Origin of the sequence: Bacillus sp. AFS012607 (assembly GCF_002558005.1) — a bacterium.
GTDB lineage: Bacteria > Bacillota > Bacilli > Bacillales > Bacillaceae_G > Bacillus_A > Bacillus_A thuringiensis_S.
In genome coordinates, this window is record NZ_NTVM01000010.1 from 73391 (window position 1) to 88802 (window position 15412).

Below are 15412 nucleotides of genomic sequence, written 5' to 3' on the forward strand. Positions count from 1 at the left end.
ACGGATTTTGTGACAGTTTTTCTGGATATTTTTTTATATTTTTTATCCCGCATTAACGGGCAGTAAGACCCCCACCTCAAAATTCAGCGTAAGCAAAGAAGTTAGGTGGGGGGCGGGCTGCCCGTAAAAGTCCGATTGGGTTCAACTAATAATCAGTGGTGGATGAACACCCCCCACTGATTAAAGTTTCACTTTATTTTGGCATATTTTAAGTCTTCTATTTTCATGAATATGTATAATTACATAAAATTTTAGTGAAAAAGAGAGTATACTTTCGTATTGTGTAATAAAGATAAAGCCCGCCTACGGAAATAGGCGGGCTTTTTTTTACATATAAAGAAAAGACACTCACATGAGTGTCTTTTCCGATAGTTTTTTAGCAGAAGCAAGCAGCTCCAACGATGATTAATAAAATAAACAATACAACTAATAAAGCAAATCCTCCAGCGAAGCCACAGCCGCCACAACTACCACCAAAGCCCATAACAGTTCCTCCTTTTAATAGGAAGGGAAAACCAAGGGGTCACTCATGTGTTTTAACGGATTCCATTTACTTTATGCTTTTACGAATGAATGGAGCAGGTCCTTTTCAAAATAGATTTATCTCGCTATTTGCTGGGTAGTAAGACCCCGATTGGTGAGGGCTGATTAAAGTTTCACTTTATTCTTTAAAAGCGAATAAATGAAAAAAATATCCAAAAATACAGATGAAAATCCGCTTTTATACCTTGCACTAAAAGAATACTAACATTATATATTATAAGGAATACTTGTCCTTAATTGTAAATGAAAGGGGGGAATTGGTATGAGTTATGGCTATGGTCACCCTCCAAAAAAATGCTGTGAACATCATAATGAAACTTTATCAACGGGTATATTACGTAGACATTCCGCTACGTTATTTCTTACTGTGGATGCTATGAATGTTGATCCAGATGATACTCGTAGAGTAACTGTTGAAATGTTTGATTGGTCATCTGGTTCTCCGGTATTGTTACCATTAATAGACCCTTCAACACAAACATTGCCACCTAATCAATATGTTACTTTTCGTTCAGCAGCTCTTCCTCCAGCACTGTTTGCTTATGAAGTAAGAATCATTCGTCCGAAAGATAGAGATGTTGTTACGAATGTTTTTGGTCTTAGTGCAATCGTATTTAACCCACAAGAAGGAAATAATGTTTTACAACATGATTTAGCAAAATTAGACCTTAAATAGATCTTATAAAAGTCTATTTATTGGGTATGATTAAACAAAAGAGTAGGATGTAATCCTACTCTTTTTTTAATGTTAACTAGAATTTTAAAAGAAATCCTTCATCATTTTAGTATCTTTAATATTCACTATCACACTTTCTACCTTATCTTTCTTCTCATCTTTGGCAATTGTAATTTGTTCCTTATTATCAACCCAAACAAGAAACTCTTCTTTTTCGTCATCTTTATATGTAACGGTTATAGTAGAATGCACAGATTGTTTCTTTTTTTGATCTAAAGTGATAGTTTTAGGTGTTCCATTTTGAACTGCTGAAACGATAGATTTTATCATTTCTTCATTATCTGTTTGAGATTTGGACGTAGTATGATTTGTTGTTTTCAGTATTTCAATGTCGGTAATATTTGCGGAGTTTAATTGAAAGGTATTTTGTGTATGTTCTTGCTTAACTTGTGAAGCTTTATCTGTAACCGAGGTACTTGTACAACCTATTAAAGTGAAAGATAGAGCGGTTAGAGCGCATATAGATATGATTTTTTTCATATTATCCCTCCTTACGTTCAATTATAACAATTTTCCGTTAATTTAGGAGGTTATTGTAAGTAGAAGATGTTTTAAAGTGGTAAATGATGTTGTTTATTTTCTATTAAAATCAAAATTCACATAACTTTTTTTGAATTTTATGTTTAACATTTCGAAAATAGGTGTACTACATATAATATAACAAATAATTCATTTTAAAGGAGGAAGTTAAAGATGGAAACGAAGTATAGTAAACCTTTTGTATATGAATTTATTACGGAGAAAGAGGTCATGAATGCAGCGAATGATCTAGTGAAGAAAGGAATAGAACAAAAAGATATTTACGTATTAACACATGAGAAAGATAGGACAGATAGAATTGCAGACAATGCAGACGTGAATACAATTGGGATAAAAGAGGAGGGACTTGGGACAAGCATTATTAACGTCTTTCAAAAAACAGGAGATCAGTTAAGAAATAAGATGCAGGAGTTAGGGCTTAATGAGGAAGAAGCGAACTTTTATGAAGAAAAGCTGGATGAAGGGAAAATCTTGTTATTCGTTAAGGATTTAGAAAGAGTCGGTGAATGGTTACAAGAAAGAAGATGCATGTATTCTATTTAAATTTGTATCCTTTAAATCTATAAATCTATTACGAAAAGGAGATGGGAAATATGAGTGAGAGCGGGCTAAAAGAACAAATTACGGGTAAAGTTGAAAAGAAAAAAGGACAAATAAAAGAAGGAATTGGTGAAGTTACAGAAGATAGAGAGTTGAAAACTGAAGGGAAGTGGGAGAAGACGAAGGGAACTATAAAAGAAAAAGTCGGAAAAGTGAAACAAAAGATAAGCGATGAGTTGGATAATAAAGAATAATACATTTTCATCAAGCTTTGGTTACATACCAAAGCTTGATGAATCCAATATAAAAATAATATAGGAGGTTTAATTGTGGGACTTATTATTACATGTATTGTAGGTGGACTTATTGGTGCGTTAGCTGGAATGATTACAGGGAAAGACTTTCCTTTAGGTATAGTTGGTAATGTAATTGCTGGATTAATCGGATCTTGGGTTGGTAGTGCATTATTTGGTCACTGGGGTCCTGAATGGGGAGGCATCTTTATTCTTCCAGCTTTATTAGGCGCAATCGTCTTTATTTTAATCGTCACATTCTTCTCTAGAATGCTACGGAAAGCGTAAGTATGATAATGAATAGTAATTTTAAGTTTGTTATATATAGCGATAGGGTTAATGAACTGATAAATATACATAAAAAAGCATCCAATTAAAATAATTTGGATGCTTTTTTAATGTAATCTGTATGAAGGTTGCTCGCAATCATCATGTTTATTCAATAAATAATCAGTGAGGATGGCCCCACTGATTGAGATTACACTTTATATTACATATTAAACCATCGTTACTCTTTTACAATTATTTATCCTTACGACCTGCCTTGGTTCTATATGAGATAAGTCCTCGTTATTACCTATATCAACTACAATTGTATTCGTTAGTATATTAATAATGGAACCAACTAACTTTGTAGCATGATCGTGTCGATAAGAAAATTGAACGAAATCTCCCTTTTTAAAGTTGTGCTCTTCCATAGATAGATCCCCCTAAAAATAATGTTTATACATTATACATACACAAATTTATAAGGTTTAAACATTCGGTAGTATTTTTTTTAGTGTTAAGCTGAGAAAGGTGTAGAAAATTTATTTATAATGAAAATAAAAAAATATGTTTAAAACTAATTTTTATGGGTAATTAAATAGTAAAAGTTTGAGATGAGGGGGCGGAAATGATGAATTTGGAAATAAATATTTTGCAAAATGATGTAGGTTATACGGTACAACTTAATGGTGAGATTGATGCATATACGGCATCAGATTTAAAAAATAAGATTATGCCTATTGCAAATGAAAAAGAGGTTCATATTGTAGTAGATTTTCATAACGTAGATTATATGGATAGTACAGGCTTAGGAGTTTTTATAGCTTTATTAAAAGCAGTTAAGAAAAATGATGGGAAGCTAGAGTTTATTGGTGTATCTAAAAGGCTAAAAAGATTATTTGATATTACAGGGCTAACAGAAATATTAAATTTGAATTCCGATTTTGAAAAAGTAGAAAGAAGGTGACTAGGGATGATGGAGAGATTTGAAAAGATAGAAATGAAAATTCCTGCAAAAGCAGAATATGTGGCTATTATTCGTTTAACAATGGCTGGTGTTGCGAATCGAATGGGCTTTGCTTATGACGATATAGAAGATATGAAAATTGCTATTAGTGAAGCATGTACAAACATTGTACAACATGCATATAAAGAAGACGTTGGAGAAATTACAATTGTCTTTGGTCTATATGAAGATCGATTAGAAATTATGGCTGCGGATAATGGAGTTAGCTTTGATTTCAGTAGCTTAAAAAGTAAAGTCGGTCCGTATGATATTAATAAACCAGTAGAACATTTGCCGGAAAATGGTTTAGGTTTATATTTAATCAATACGTTAATGGATGATATACAAATCATGCATGATGAGGGCATGACAGTTTTAATGACAAAATATATACAAAGAGAGCAGGTGGAGAATGATCGAAATCCAATCTCAACCTACAACTCTTACTAAAGAAGACGTTATTAAGCTAATTGCAGAATTCCAACAAAACCAATGTAATGAAGCGCAGGAAAGGTTAGTTGATCATTATAAAAATCTCGTATATTCCATTGCATATCGCTATTCAAAAGGTGGGCCGATGCATGAAGATATTATACAAGTAGGAATGTTAGGGCTCTTAGGCGCAATAAGAAGGTATGATTATTCGATAGGGAATGCTTTTGAGCCGTTTGCAATACCTACGATAGTAGGCGAAATAAAGAAGTATTTACGTGATAAAACTTGGGGTATTCATGTTCCAAGGCGAATTAAAGATTTAGGCGGGAAAATTAAACTTGCGATAGAGGAGTTAACAGATCACCTGCAGCGTTCACCGAAGATTATAGAGATTGCAGATCATTTAGGACTATCCGAAGAGGAAGTGCTAGAAATTATGGATGCGAAAAATAATTATCGAGTATCTTCCTTAGATGATGTAGTTGAAAATTCATCTGATGGAAGTTCGGTAGCGAGAATTGAATCTGTAGGTGAAGTAGAGCAAGGATATGAACAGACAGAAAGACGTCTCGTTTTAGAGGATATTTTTAACGTATTAAATGATACGGAAAAGAGTGTTATTCATTATATATTTGGAGAAAATTTAAATCAAAAAGATACAGGAGAACGGTTAGGTATTTCGCAAATGCACGTTTCTCGTATTAAAAGACAAGCGATAAGTAAATTGAAGCAAGCTGCATTTTTAGATACATAAAAATTTTAAATAATTATGTTTAAAACATGAGGAAAGGGGTACTTATTAAGTATAGGAGGAGATATAAAAATGTCACACGATGTGAAAGAACTAATCGAAGGATTGAATGAAGATTTAGCAGGAGAATACTCAGCAATTATTATGTATAACCATAATGCAGCTACAGTTTCTGGTATATATAGACAAGTATTGAAACCTTTCTTTGAATCTGAAATTAGTGATGAACAAGGACATGCCCTATATTTAGCGGAGAAAATTAAGACGTTAGGTGGTACACCTACTACGATCCCTTTACCAGTGAAACAAGTAGAAGATGTTAGAGAAATGTTAGAATCCGCTAGACAATCAGAATATGAAACAATTAAGCGTTATGAAACGAGAAAAGAACAGGCAGCGAAATTAAATATGACAGAGTTAGTTGTAAAACTAGAAGATATGATTGCAGATGAAACAAATCATATGGAAGAATTAGATCGTCTTTTAAATGATAAAGCAATGGTGTTAAATTAAAAGTAGAAATTTATACAGTGAAAGAACAAATTCCTATTTCTAGGGGTTTGTTCTTTTGTTGTATAAATATGTTTGAGTACGAAATTTTCATTTTGTAACTGAGTATGTAATACTAGAAAAATAGAAAATGATAATAGATTTACATTTTAAATAAGAAAAGGGGAAATAACTTGTGTCCATTTTAATTGTTGATGATAATCCGGTTAACATATTTGTAATTGAGAAAATTTTAAAACAAGCCGGATATCATGATCTTGTATCGCTCAATTCTGCACAAGAGCTCTTCGAATACATACAGTTTGGAAAAGATTCTTCCAGGCATAATGAAATTGACTTAATACTATTAGATATTATGATGCCTGAAATTGATGGACTTGAAGTTTGTAGGCGATTACAAAAAGAGGAGAAGTTTAAAGATATTCCTATTATTTTTGTTACAGCTTTAGAGGATGCAAATAAGTTGGCCGAAGCTCTTGATATGGGGGCAATGGATTATATTACGAAACCTATAAATAAAGTTGAACTATTAGCACGTATGCGTGTAGCGTTACGCTTGAAATCGGAATTAAATTGGCATAAAGAACAAGAAGAAAATCTTCGGAATGAACTAGATTTAGCTACGCAAGTACAAAGAAACTTATTAAGTAGCCCATTAAGAGAAGATTATATAGAAATTGAAGCAAGTTACTTACCTTCATTTAAATTAGCTGGAGATATGTATTATTGGTATAAAATCGATGGAAACCGCTACGGTATTATATTATTAGATGTGATGGGACATGGTATATCTGCTTCATTAGTTTGTATGTTTATTTCGTCTGTATTACGTGAAACGATTAAATCTTTAATCGATCCAGAACTTGTCATTAAAGACTTAAATAAATATATGACTCTTTTACATAATGAGAATGACGATATTCCATATTATTTTACAGCGATATATTTAGTAGTAGATACAGAAAAGAGAACGATTGAATATGTAAATGCAGGACATCCTTCTGGATACGTTTTAGTCGATGAAACAAATGTAGTTGAACTAGATCGCGGGAGTTGTGCCGTAGGATTTTTTGATGAAATAAAAGTTGAAAAGACAGTTATACCTTTTGAGAAGAACGCTCAAATATTATTGTTTACAGATGGTGTTCTTGAAGCAATTGCAAATGATGAATTTGAGTCTGAAGAGAAATTACGTACTTTTACAGAAAGAAAATGGGGAGATTTAGAAGGCGAGATAGAAGGGTTTTATAAGGGAGAACAGAAGAAAGCACAATCAGATGATATGTGCCTAATTATGATACAAACGAATGCAAAATAAAAAGCGTATGAAATCCAAACAGAGGATTTCATACGCTTTTTATCCCGCATTAACGGGCAGTAAGACTCCTACCAAAAAATTAGTCTGAAGCAAAGAAGGTAGGTGGGAGATCAACTGCCCGTAAATGCCCGATTGGTTCAACTAATAATCAGTGGGGGATACCCCCACTGATTAAAGTTTCACTTTATTGTATTTTTTGATAAATTTGTTCGCTAGGATTAAATTGGGTATAATGAGGCATTATATTTGAAAAACGAAGAGTTTCTTTATTTCCTAAACATAGAAATCCATTGTGACTTAAGCTTTCATAAAATAGTTGCTGCACTTGATTTTGAAGTTTACTTGTAAAGTAAATTAAAACGTTACGACAAAGTATAATATGAAACTCGTTAAAAGATTGATCGGTTACTAAATTATGCTGTGCAAAAATAATGTTTTGTAACAGTGAAGGATTAAAATAAGCAAAACGATTATCTGTTGAATAATAGTTAGAAAATGCTTGTGTACCGCCAGCTTGTAAATAGTTTTTCGTGTAAGTTTGCATTTTATTTAACGGGAGGATGCCTTGTTTTGCTTTTTCTAACACATTTGTATTCATATCTGTTGCGTAAATAACCGACTTTTCACTTAATCCTTCTTCGTGAAGTAAGATGGACATCGATAATACTTCTTCACCAGTTGCGCATCCAGCATGCCAAATTCTAATTTCAGGTTGCTTTTTCAATTCAGGAATAACATGCTCTCTTAGCGCTTTAAAAAAGGCAGGGTTACGGAACATCTCAGTTACATTAATCGAGAAATCATTTAATAACTGTTCTAAAACCCCTTCCTCGTGAATTACTTTTTCAATTAATTTTGAAATGGTTGGGATATTAGAGAGCTGCATTCGATTACAAATCCTTCTATAAATAGATGTGCGAGCATATTGGCGAAAATCAAATCCTGATAGTTTAAATACCGCTTCTAATAGTAATTCAATTTCTAAGTTCGTACGCTTATCCGTATCTACTGATGGATCAAAATTATAATACTTATTTTCCACTCCAACTAAACCTCACTTATTTTATTAACCATACACTCATTACCGAATAGAGTTGATGTAAATTTAATGGTTTACTTATATAATCTGAAGCGCCAGCAGATAAACATTTTTCCTTATCATTTGGCATTGCTTTAGCAGTTAATGCGATAATAGGTATTTCATGTAACCCTAAGTTCATTCGGATATTTTCCATCGTTTCATACCCGTCCATATTAGGCATCATAATATCCATTAAAATAAGGTCAATATTTGTATTGCTTTTTAGTATTTCTAAACATTCTATACCGTTTTGTGCAGTAATAATGGTAGCATGTTGTTTTTCTAATGCGTTTTGTAATGCAAATATATTTCGATGATCATCATCGACAATTAAAATGGTTTTCTTTTGGAAGACGTTATTTGTTTCGGGAGTAACTATCGTTTCCTCGACAACTTCAGCAGGAATAACGTCATCTACCGTTGCTGCGACTTCTAAATTGGATAACTGTATATCATGTAATCCATTTGGAAGGTTAGGAATATATAACGTGAAAGTACTACCTTCTCCTAAATTACTCTCTAACGTAATCCAACCACCTAATAATCTAGCAAACTCTTTACAAATAGATAACCCTAAGCCTGTACCACCATATTTCCGAATTGTTGCTCCATCTGCCTGTTGAAAGGCTTCGAAAATAAGTTGATGCTGTTCTTTAGCGATACCAATACCAGTATCTTTTACTGAAATTGTAATCCACTCTTTACTTATAGATTGCATATCATGACTCAAATTGGTTGTTTCTATCGGATTGAAATGTAAAGAGACGGATCCTTTTTCTGTGAATTTAAATGCATTGGATAGTAAGTTTTTAATAATTTGTTCAATCCGTTTTGCATCTGTATAAAACAAATCTGGAATCGTATCACTGTCTTCAATAGTAAATTCGACATTTTTTTGTGCAGCTATATGTAAAAAGTTTTGATGCATATTGGCTGCCATGTCACTTATGTTCGTTGCTTCAAAAATGATGTCTAGTTTGCCTGCTTCTACTTTAGATAAATCTAGTATGTCATTAATTAAAGTAAGTAAGTCTTTCCCTGATGAATGAATGACAGTTGCTAGTTCAATTTCATCATCCGATAAATGATTATCATGATTTTCTCTTAACATTTCAGATAATAGTAAAATACTATTTAATGGTGTGCGTAATTCATGTGACATATTTGCTAGGAACTCTGATTTGTATTTTGAGCTGCGTAACAACTCACTTGCTTTTTCTTCTAATTCTAATTTAGTAATTTGTAAGTCGGCTGTCTTTTGTTCAGCTTCTTCCGTTCTAGACTCTAATTGTTCATTCGTTGTTCGTAATTCTTCGGCTTGCATTTGTAGTTCTTCAGCTTGCGTTTGTAATTCTTCTGATTGAACTTGCAGCTCTTCTGTCATTGTTTGTGATTCATGTAAAAGAGTTTGAATTCGCATACGTCCCATAATACTATGGATTGTCAAACCTAGATTATCAACAGTTTGTTGAATTAAATCTTGATGCAAGTCTGAAATCTCAGTTACACTTACTAACTCCATTACTGCAATTACTTCATCCTCAAATAAGATAGGGATGACTAGTAGGTTTTTAGGGCGTATTTCTAATAATCCAGTAGTAACGTAACGGAATTCTTCAGGTATGTCCCTGAGAATAAAACTTTTCTTTTCTAAAGCAGACTGTCCAATGAAACCTTCACCCATTTTAATAGACTGTTTTCCAACATCAGGACCTTGACCGGCGAAAGAAGCTTTCTTCATATAGTAGACAGTGTCTTCAATTTCTTCACGAACATAAAATGCACCGCAAGAAGTTTGCGTTTTTTGTATAATTCCACTCAGAATTTTTTTACCTAACATCTCAATAGAAGATACACCTTGATACATTAAAATTAATTCTGCAAGCTCAGTTTGTAACCACTCTCTTTTCGATATTTCGTCTAGTAGGTGATTTGTTGTATGAGCAAGATCTTTTATTTCATCATGTGTATTTACATGAATTCTTTCCGTAATTTTTTCTTTGGAAGAAATGGATTTAATAGCTTGAATTACATTTTTAATCGTTTTTGTAATGGAATTCGAAATATAGAGTGAAACGATAATGGAAATACAAGAAAGTAAGAACAATAAACTGTATAACCAAATCTCTAATTTATTATTTTCAATATCTAATTGTGCAGCTCTTTTTTTCGTTAGTTGCTCCTCAGTGCTACGGAAGTTAGTTAGCTGCGACTGTAATGACTGAATTTGAGTCGTGTCGATTGTTTGTACATTATTACTATTATTATTTGTAATGAGTGGGTGAATCTCTTTATTAATCCAACTAGTAATGTTTTCGTTAATCTGTTTTAATTTTTCTTGCTGAGAGGGGTTATCCTCTAATAAAGAAAAAAGATCTTGATAATGTTTTTCGTAATCCTTTTCTGCAGCGTTAAGGGATTGAACGTAATTTGCATCATTAGAAGTGATAAATCCTTTCGCTTTATTTTCAATTGTTAGTAAATCTTTCTCCACTTGATTCGTTAAATTAAGAACTTTAAAATCGTGATCAATAATAAAATTACGAGATTTTTGTAAACTGGAAATCCCATTGTTTAACATAATGAAAGAAATAAGCAAGAACAAAATGATAACTAAATAACCAGCCATAATTTTGTAACGAATACTAAATTTTGCTTTCGATTTCATCAAAAATTCCTACCTTCAAGATTATTAAAAGTTTTCTATTTTAAAGAATAAAAAACGTAATATATATTATATCAGTTTTCATAAGGCCAAACTAGAAATCGCCCTACTGTATTAGGGGGTTCTTTTTTCATAGAGGAAATCATTTTGAAATATAAAAACATATATGAAAGGTAGTAAACGGGGGAATAGAGGATAACAAACATTCTAAGAAGGAAAGAGTGTTCTTAAAGCTTTTTTTGCATCTATTCCTTCAAAAATAAATAATACAAGATCTTTCTTTTTTACAGTAAGGAAAAAGGATACTAGAGTGCTTAAATTTTTGATTGATGTCATTGTTCCATGTTTACTTATAAACAAATTAGCTTGAAATGTTGTCATTAAAGCATAAAAATGATGAATCTGAGTTATTGTAGGTGTTTCATTATAAGAAATAGTAGTAGAGTGAATGGCGTTCATCGTAATATTCCTTTCCATATAGTGAGCATAACAATATAAACATACCCGTTTTAGAAGATGTTAAACGTATAAATAAGAAAAATATAATTAAAGTTTTTTACGTTTAGAAAGAGTTAGGAAGGGTATACATATACTATAAAGAGATTGACTGAAGATGAATTGTAAGATGTCTATGTTTAGTAGATTAGTCTATCAAAATATACTTTTACTTTAAATAAAAAGGAGCCTGGTATACATGAATGAAATGATGATTGATATTACATTTGATTTAATTTACTTGTTAAGTAGTTCACTTGTAGTGCTTTTACTATTCGCATTTTTCGTAAATGGTTATGTTAATAAGAAGGTTAGTGTATACAGAAATGAAGAAAAATAAAGATACATTATATAAAGCTTTAGGAGGTTAATAGTTATGAATGTAGATAGAAAAATAGTAGGTGTTTTTAGAACAATTGATGATGCGGCACTCGTTATTAATGAATTAAATGATAAAGGATACCCAGCAGATAACATTTCAGCTATTGCAAAAGATCAAAAGGAAATTGAACACCTGGAAGAAAAATCGGGTGAAAAAGTTAAGAATGAAACTGCACATAAAGCAGATATCTTTTCAGCGACAGGGCTTGTAGCAGGAGGAGTAGCAGGGGGACTAGGTGGTTTATTAACTGGCCTTGGTATACTTGCCATTTCTGGAATGGGTCCAATTGTAGCAGCAGGACCAATCGCAGCAGCTATTGGTGGAGCTGGTATTGGCGGAGGAGCTGGAAGTTTAATAGGAGCATTTATAGGATTAGGAATTCCAGAAGAACATGCTAAAAAGTATGAAGAATATATTTACGATGGAAATATATTAATTTTAGTAGATGCAACATTAGATGATAAGTTAGAAATTTATAAAATATTTGATAAGCATAATGCTTATAACTCTGATTTCTTTAAATAATATTTACTTCACATATCAATTATGCAAAATATAAACATAGTGAATATCGTTTTTTTGATCTTACAACTTTGGCGCGGCCGAGGAGTCGTATGACTATAAGAGAGGAAGGGCTTATAGTAAAAGATCAAGTTCTATCATGTTATTTAAAAGGGAAGAGGTGCCTTTTCGTGATTGTAAAAATATTAAAGGATAGCAGTAATAGCTTCCTTTGTACAGTTCAAAATAAAAATGGAGACCAGTATGTGAAAAAGTGGTTTAGTAAACATGAAAATAATAAAGAATTAGGACGACCAACTTTTAAAGAAGTAGAAAAAGATTGGAAAGAAAATAGAGAATCGTTTATGTATCCCAATATTAAAGCGCTTTATTCAAATGGAACATAATGCGCGTTTTATTATTACAAAACTGTCACATTCCTGTAAGGTAATTCAATAGATTAGATACTTTTTCCATGTCATAATAAAGTCATAAGAAAGCTTATCAAAACTACAACTTATTAGGAGAGTGTCAGTCATGATTGTAACAACAACTTCTGGAATTCAAGGTAAAGAGATTATTGAGTATATTGATATTGTAAATGGTGAAGCTATTATGGGTGCAAACATTGTCCGCGATTTATTCGCTTCTGTTCGTGATGTTGTCGGTGGTCGTGCTGGTTCTTATGAAAGTAAGCTTAAAGAAGCTCGTGATATCGCAATGGGCGAAATGAAAGAACTTGCAAAACAAAAAGGTGCGAACGCTATCGTTGGTATTGACGTAGATTACGAGGTTGTTCGTGATGGAATGTTAATGGTAGCTGTCAGTGGTACAGCTGTACGTATATAAGTAAATAAAAAACAGGCTCACCCCTTGAAGTTCATGCTTTGAGGGGGTTTTTTGTTTTTAAGTTGTAAAAGTAAAAAGAATGGGATTGTATTTCTTAGAAAAATAGAAGTGCCAGTAGCATAAATGGTATTTCGTACAAAAGAGCGAACTCGTTCAAATTATAGAACAGTTTTAAGGGCTAAATGAAAAAGAAACAGTAATACTACATATATGTAACGTAAGTGCGAATTTTATAATAAAATTGTTATTTGAGATAATGGAAGAATTAGTGGTATAAATAACTTTATAGATAATAATCAAAATAGAGAAGACAGAGTGTTCATAGATGGAATGGTTAAGGGGATTTTCCAATCTGTAATAAAAAACGGAGGTACCGAGAACGTTTTACAGATGTCTGTTACATAAAATTTATAATGGATTGGGGGCAATTTATATTATGTTTTGGTTAGGAGGCTTTTTAGGATACATTGTAGGTTCTATTACTACATGTGCGATACTTTACTTTGGGTATAGAGCCGAGAAAAACAAAAAAGCGAATATGCGAAAGAAAGAGGGGAGAAAAATCAATAAAAAAGGCGTATAGGATGTGGAAGAAAAATTGATAACATTGATGCAAAAATAAAGGACAGTTACATATTTTATATGATTACTATGTACTGTCCCGCTTATTCCTTTTGGATTAACAAAAATTGTTTCCTGTCTTGCTATAAATTTCATAGGCAAAAAAACCAAATAAATAGCCTATTCCGGATCCTAAACTAATGGAAAGCAGTGAGAAATCTGGGAAAAACATGCCGAAAACCAAACCGATTATACAGCCAAAAAGCATTCCTATGGGTATGAAACTATCTAATAACAGTTGAGCTTTTTGAGATTTTTTCTTACCTAATTTTCCTTCTTTATATTTCCGTTCCATTCTTTTTATTACAAATACTACAATTCCGCCGACTAGTATAACAGGCCAAATTGCCGAAATTAGCCACATGTTAGAAGCTCCTTTCACCTTTCAATATAATTGTACCAAAAAATTACAATTATAGACTGCTAAACGTACTATCTAGTCTATTTAAAAGGTAAATGCAAAAGACTTCTTCTTTTGCATTTAATAACTCGTCAAAAACACTTTCCGATACGATAAACTTAACTAAATCTATACAATTCAATCAAATTTACACAAGTTAGTGCTTCAAAGTGTTCTCGCAGCCCCAAAGGGACGAGGGGTATAACACTCCACACGAGGCAGTATCGTTACCTCCTATTATCAAGCATTTATTTTACCCATCTTGATAAATTTATCGCAGCATTTACATCCCTATCGTGATGGCTATTACATGAAACACAACACCACTCACGTATTTTTAAACTCCACTGTCCTTCTGGTTGAACTGAATGGTCGTATTTTACGCCGCAACATGAACAAATCTTGCTTGAAGCGAACCATTTATCAGCTTTTACATACGCAATGCCATACTTCTCGCACTTGTATGATAAACATTGAAAGAAGAAGTTTAATTTTTGAAATGAAAATGATTTCGATAGTTTTTTGTTTTTTAACAGGTTTGAGATAGATAAGTCTTCCACAACAATCCTCATTGGTTTGGTTTTCACCAATTTAGCTGTTGCTTGATGGATATGGTTAGTTCGGATATTCGTAATTTTCCTAGATAATCGCAGGTGCTCAGCTTTCGCTTTTTCATATCCGGCAGATTGAATTTTTGCACCTTTTTTAAATCTCCTAGACATATCTCTTTGTGCTGACTTTTTCCTTTTCAAAAGTTTTTTAACCTTGGCATCTTTTTTTATATTTCGTTCTTTCATACCATTAGAAGCTACAAAAAGCTCTTTTAAACCAACATCCACACCAATCGACTCATTCGTTAGTTCTTGTAATTCAAAGTCTTCTTGGAACCCTACACTAATCCACCAGTGACGACCATCAAAGGTAACTCTTGGATTGGATGGTTTTTTATTTCTTGGTAGTTGTTGGCTTGTTTTCACTTCTCCAATAGACTGAATGTGAACTACTTTCTTTCCTATAATCAGTCTTTCATAATTAGCATAAAATCCTTGGATTACATCTTTTTTGGATTTATAAGAAGTGTGAGAACCATTTTTGTACTTTTTGAACGAATTTTTTCTCGCCGCATCAAAATCTCTTGAAGCCTGTTTAGGAACTTGTGCATTAATGTCTTTTAACCACTCATATTTCTTTCGCTTCTTGATCTTTGTAAATCGTTTCTGTAAAGCTAACTGTGAAACAGATTTTCCAAATAGCTTATAGTATCTATCACTCATTCTTTTACAATAGTTATAAGCAAATCTTGCAGCACCAGCATGGTTTCTAAGCACTTTTTCTTGTTCAGGCGTTGGAATCAGTCTAACTTTCTTCGCCAATATCATCAGAATGTAACTCCTTTAATGAAAGATTTGTTCTTCTGAATCGTAGCGTGTTCCACCAGCATTCTCCTGAGACCACTCGGATGCAAACCTGTTAATTCCG

The 15412-nt window shown here is 32.6% G+C and carries 22 protein-coding genes; 14 read left to right on the top strand and 8 right to left on the bottom strand.

The window, feature by feature from the left end; all coding sequences use genetic code 11:
• Positions 1–376: 376 nt before the first annotated feature.
• Positions 377–484 carry a YjcZ family sporulation protein gene (locus CN409_RS10700; RefSeq protein ID WP_000505670.1) on the bottom strand — a complete coding sequence of 36 codons (108 nt, stop codon included), beginning with the start codon at positions 482–484 and terminating at the stop codon, positions 377–379.
• Positions 485–805: 321 nt separating this feature from the next.
• On the opposite strand from CN409_RS10700, the gene CN409_RS10705 reads away from it, so the two are divergent.
• Complete coding sequence (locus CN409_RS10705) at positions 806–1219, top strand: hypothetical protein (protein ID WP_016097858.1); 414 nt, start codon at positions 806–808, stop codon at positions 1217–1219.
• Positions 1220–1303: 84 nt separating this feature from the next.
• On the opposite strand, the gene CN409_RS10710 is transcribed toward CN409_RS10705, so the two are convergent.
• Entirely contained in the window at positions 1304–1759 is a 456-nt protein-coding gene (locus tag CN409_RS10710; protein WP_000720866.1) for a hypothetical protein, read from the bottom strand.
• Positions 1760–1972: 213 nt separating this feature from the next.
• On the opposite strand from CN409_RS10710, the gene CN409_RS10715 reads away from it, so the two are divergent.
• The 3 genes from CN409_RS10715 (at position 1973) to CN409_RS10725 (ending at position 2940) form a co-directional block, all read left to right on the top strand.
• Entirely contained in the window at positions 1973–2362 is a 390-nt protein-coding gene (locus CN409_RS10715; protein WP_000448818.1) for a YflT domain-containing protein, read from the top strand.
• Positions 2363–2412: 50 nt separating this feature from the next.
• Positions 2413–2613, top strand: coding sequence for a CsbD family protein (locus tag CN409_RS10720; RefSeq protein WP_000004260.1), 201 nt, complete (start codon positions 2413–2415; stop codon positions 2611–2613).
• Between the two features lie 75 nt (positions 2614–2688).
• The gene (locus tag CN409_RS10725; RefSeq protein ID WP_000522902.1) at positions 2689–2940 is read left to right on the top strand and encodes a GlsB/YeaQ/YmgE family stress response membrane protein; all 252 of its coding nucleotides are present in this window, start codon (positions 2689–2691) and stop codon (positions 2938–2940) included.
• A 209-nt stretch (positions 2941–3149) separates the two neighbouring features.
• Here CN409_RS10725 and CN409_RS10730 read toward each other — a convergent pair whose 3' ends face one another.
• Entirely contained in the window at positions 3150–3350 is a 201-nt protein-coding gene (locus tag CN409_RS10730; RefSeq protein ID WP_000390996.1) for a hypothetical protein, read from the bottom strand.
• A gap of 197 nt (positions 3351–3547) precedes the next feature.
• On the opposite strand from CN409_RS10730, the gene rsbV reads away from it, so the two are divergent.
• The 5 genes from rsbV to CN409_RS10755 all read left to right on the top strand — a co-directional run bounded on the left by rsbV (position 3548) and on the right by CN409_RS10755 (position 6939).
• Entirely contained in the window at positions 3548–3886 is a 339-nt protein-coding gene (gene rsbV / locus CN409_RS10735) for an anti sigma b factor antagonist RsbV (protein WP_016097861.1), read from the top strand.
• 6 nt (positions 3887–3892) lie between these two features.
• Positions 3893–4375: an anti-sigma B factor RsbW gene (gene rsbW / locus CN409_RS10740; protein WP_097981497.1), complete on the top strand. Its 483-nt coding sequence runs from the start codon at positions 3893–3895 to the stop codon at positions 4373–4375.
• Positions 4338–5114, top strand: a complete 777-nt coding sequence (gene sigB, locus CN409_RS10745; RefSeq protein WP_097981496.1) for an RNA polymerase sigma factor SigB — start codon at positions 4338–4340, stop codon at positions 5112–5114. Before rsbW ends, sigB begins: the two co-directional genes overlap by 38 nt.
• Before the next feature lie 69 nt (positions 5115–5183).
• Positions 5184–5624 (top strand): ferritin-like domain-containing protein, encoded by a 441-nt coding sequence (locus CN409_RS10750; protein WP_000017755.1) that lies wholly within the window; start codon positions 5184–5186, stop codon positions 5622–5624.
• Between the two features lie 172 nt (positions 5625–5796).
• Positions 5797–6939 (top strand): fused response regulator/phosphatase, encoded by a 1143-nt coding sequence (locus CN409_RS10755; RefSeq protein WP_063675048.1) that lies wholly within the window; start codon positions 5797–5799, stop codon positions 6937–6939.
• Positions 6940–7123: 184 nt separating this feature from the next.
• Here the strand turns inward: CN409_RS10755 and CN409_RS10760 are convergent, their stop codons facing one another.
• The 3 genes from CN409_RS10760 to CN409_RS10770 form a co-directional block, all read right to left on the bottom strand.
• Positions 7124–7981 (bottom strand): CheR family methyltransferase, encoded by an 858-nt coding sequence (locus CN409_RS10760; RefSeq protein WP_097981494.1) that lies wholly within the window; start codon positions 7979–7981, stop codon positions 7124–7126.
• 16 nt (positions 7982–7997) lie between these two features.
• A complete protein-coding gene (locus tag CN409_RS10765; protein ID WP_097981493.1) occupies positions 7998–10688 on the bottom strand; it encodes a response regulator in 2691 nt (896 codons plus the stop codon).
• 204 nt (positions 10689–10892) lie between these two features.
• The gene (locus CN409_RS10770) at positions 10893–11144 is read right to left on the bottom strand and encodes a hypothetical protein (protein ID WP_000991351.1); all 252 of its coding nucleotides are present in this window, start codon (positions 11142–11144) and stop codon (positions 10893–10895) included.
• Between the two features lie 235 nt (positions 11145–11379).
• Here CN409_RS10770 and CN409_RS31780 point away from each other — a divergent pair, with 235 nt between their 5' ends.
• From CN409_RS31780 to CN409_RS31785, 5 genes are all read left to right on the top strand, one after another.
• Positions 11380–11520 (top strand): hypothetical protein, encoded by a 141-nt coding sequence (locus CN409_RS31780; RefSeq protein WP_001004568.1) that lies wholly within the window; start codon positions 11380–11382, stop codon positions 11518–11520.
• Between the two features lie 36 nt (positions 11521–11556).
• Positions 11557–12087 carry a general stress protein gene (locus CN409_RS10780; protein WP_001100085.1) on the top strand — a complete coding sequence of 177 codons (531 nt, stop codon included), beginning with the start codon at positions 11557–11559 and terminating at the stop codon, positions 12085–12087.
• A 167-nt stretch (positions 12088–12254) separates the two neighbouring features.
• Complete coding sequence (locus CN409_RS10785; RefSeq protein WP_003276970.1) at positions 12255–12470, top strand: DUF4028 family protein; 216 nt, start codon at positions 12255–12257, stop codon at positions 12468–12470.
• 130 nt (positions 12471–12600) lie between these two features.
• Positions 12601–12912, top strand: a complete 312-nt coding sequence (locus tag CN409_RS10790; RefSeq protein ID WP_000637513.1) for a YbjQ family protein — start codon at positions 12601–12603, stop codon at positions 12910–12912.
• 436 nt (positions 12913–13348) lie between these two features.
• Positions 13349–13495: a hypothetical protein gene (locus CN409_RS31785; protein WP_000498641.1), complete on the top strand. Its 147-nt coding sequence runs from the start codon at positions 13349–13351 to the stop codon at positions 13493–13495.
• Between the two features lie 96 nt (positions 13496–13591).
• Here the strand turns inward: CN409_RS31785 and CN409_RS10795 are convergent, their stop codons facing one another.
• Together CN409_RS10795 and CN409_RS10800 are read right to left on the bottom strand one after the other, a co-directional pair.
• The gene (locus tag CN409_RS10795) at positions 13592–13897 is read right to left on the bottom strand and encodes a hypothetical protein (RefSeq protein WP_000266263.1); all 306 of its coding nucleotides are present in this window, start codon (positions 13895–13897) and stop codon (positions 13592–13594) included.
• Between the two features lie 284 nt (positions 13898–14181).
• Positions 14182–15312: an RNA-guided endonuclease InsQ/TnpB family protein gene (locus CN409_RS10800; RefSeq protein ID WP_017763368.1), complete on the bottom strand. Its 1131-nt coding sequence runs from the start codon at positions 15310–15312 to the stop codon at positions 14182–14184.
• Between the last annotated feature and the right edge of the window lie 100 nt (positions 15313–15412).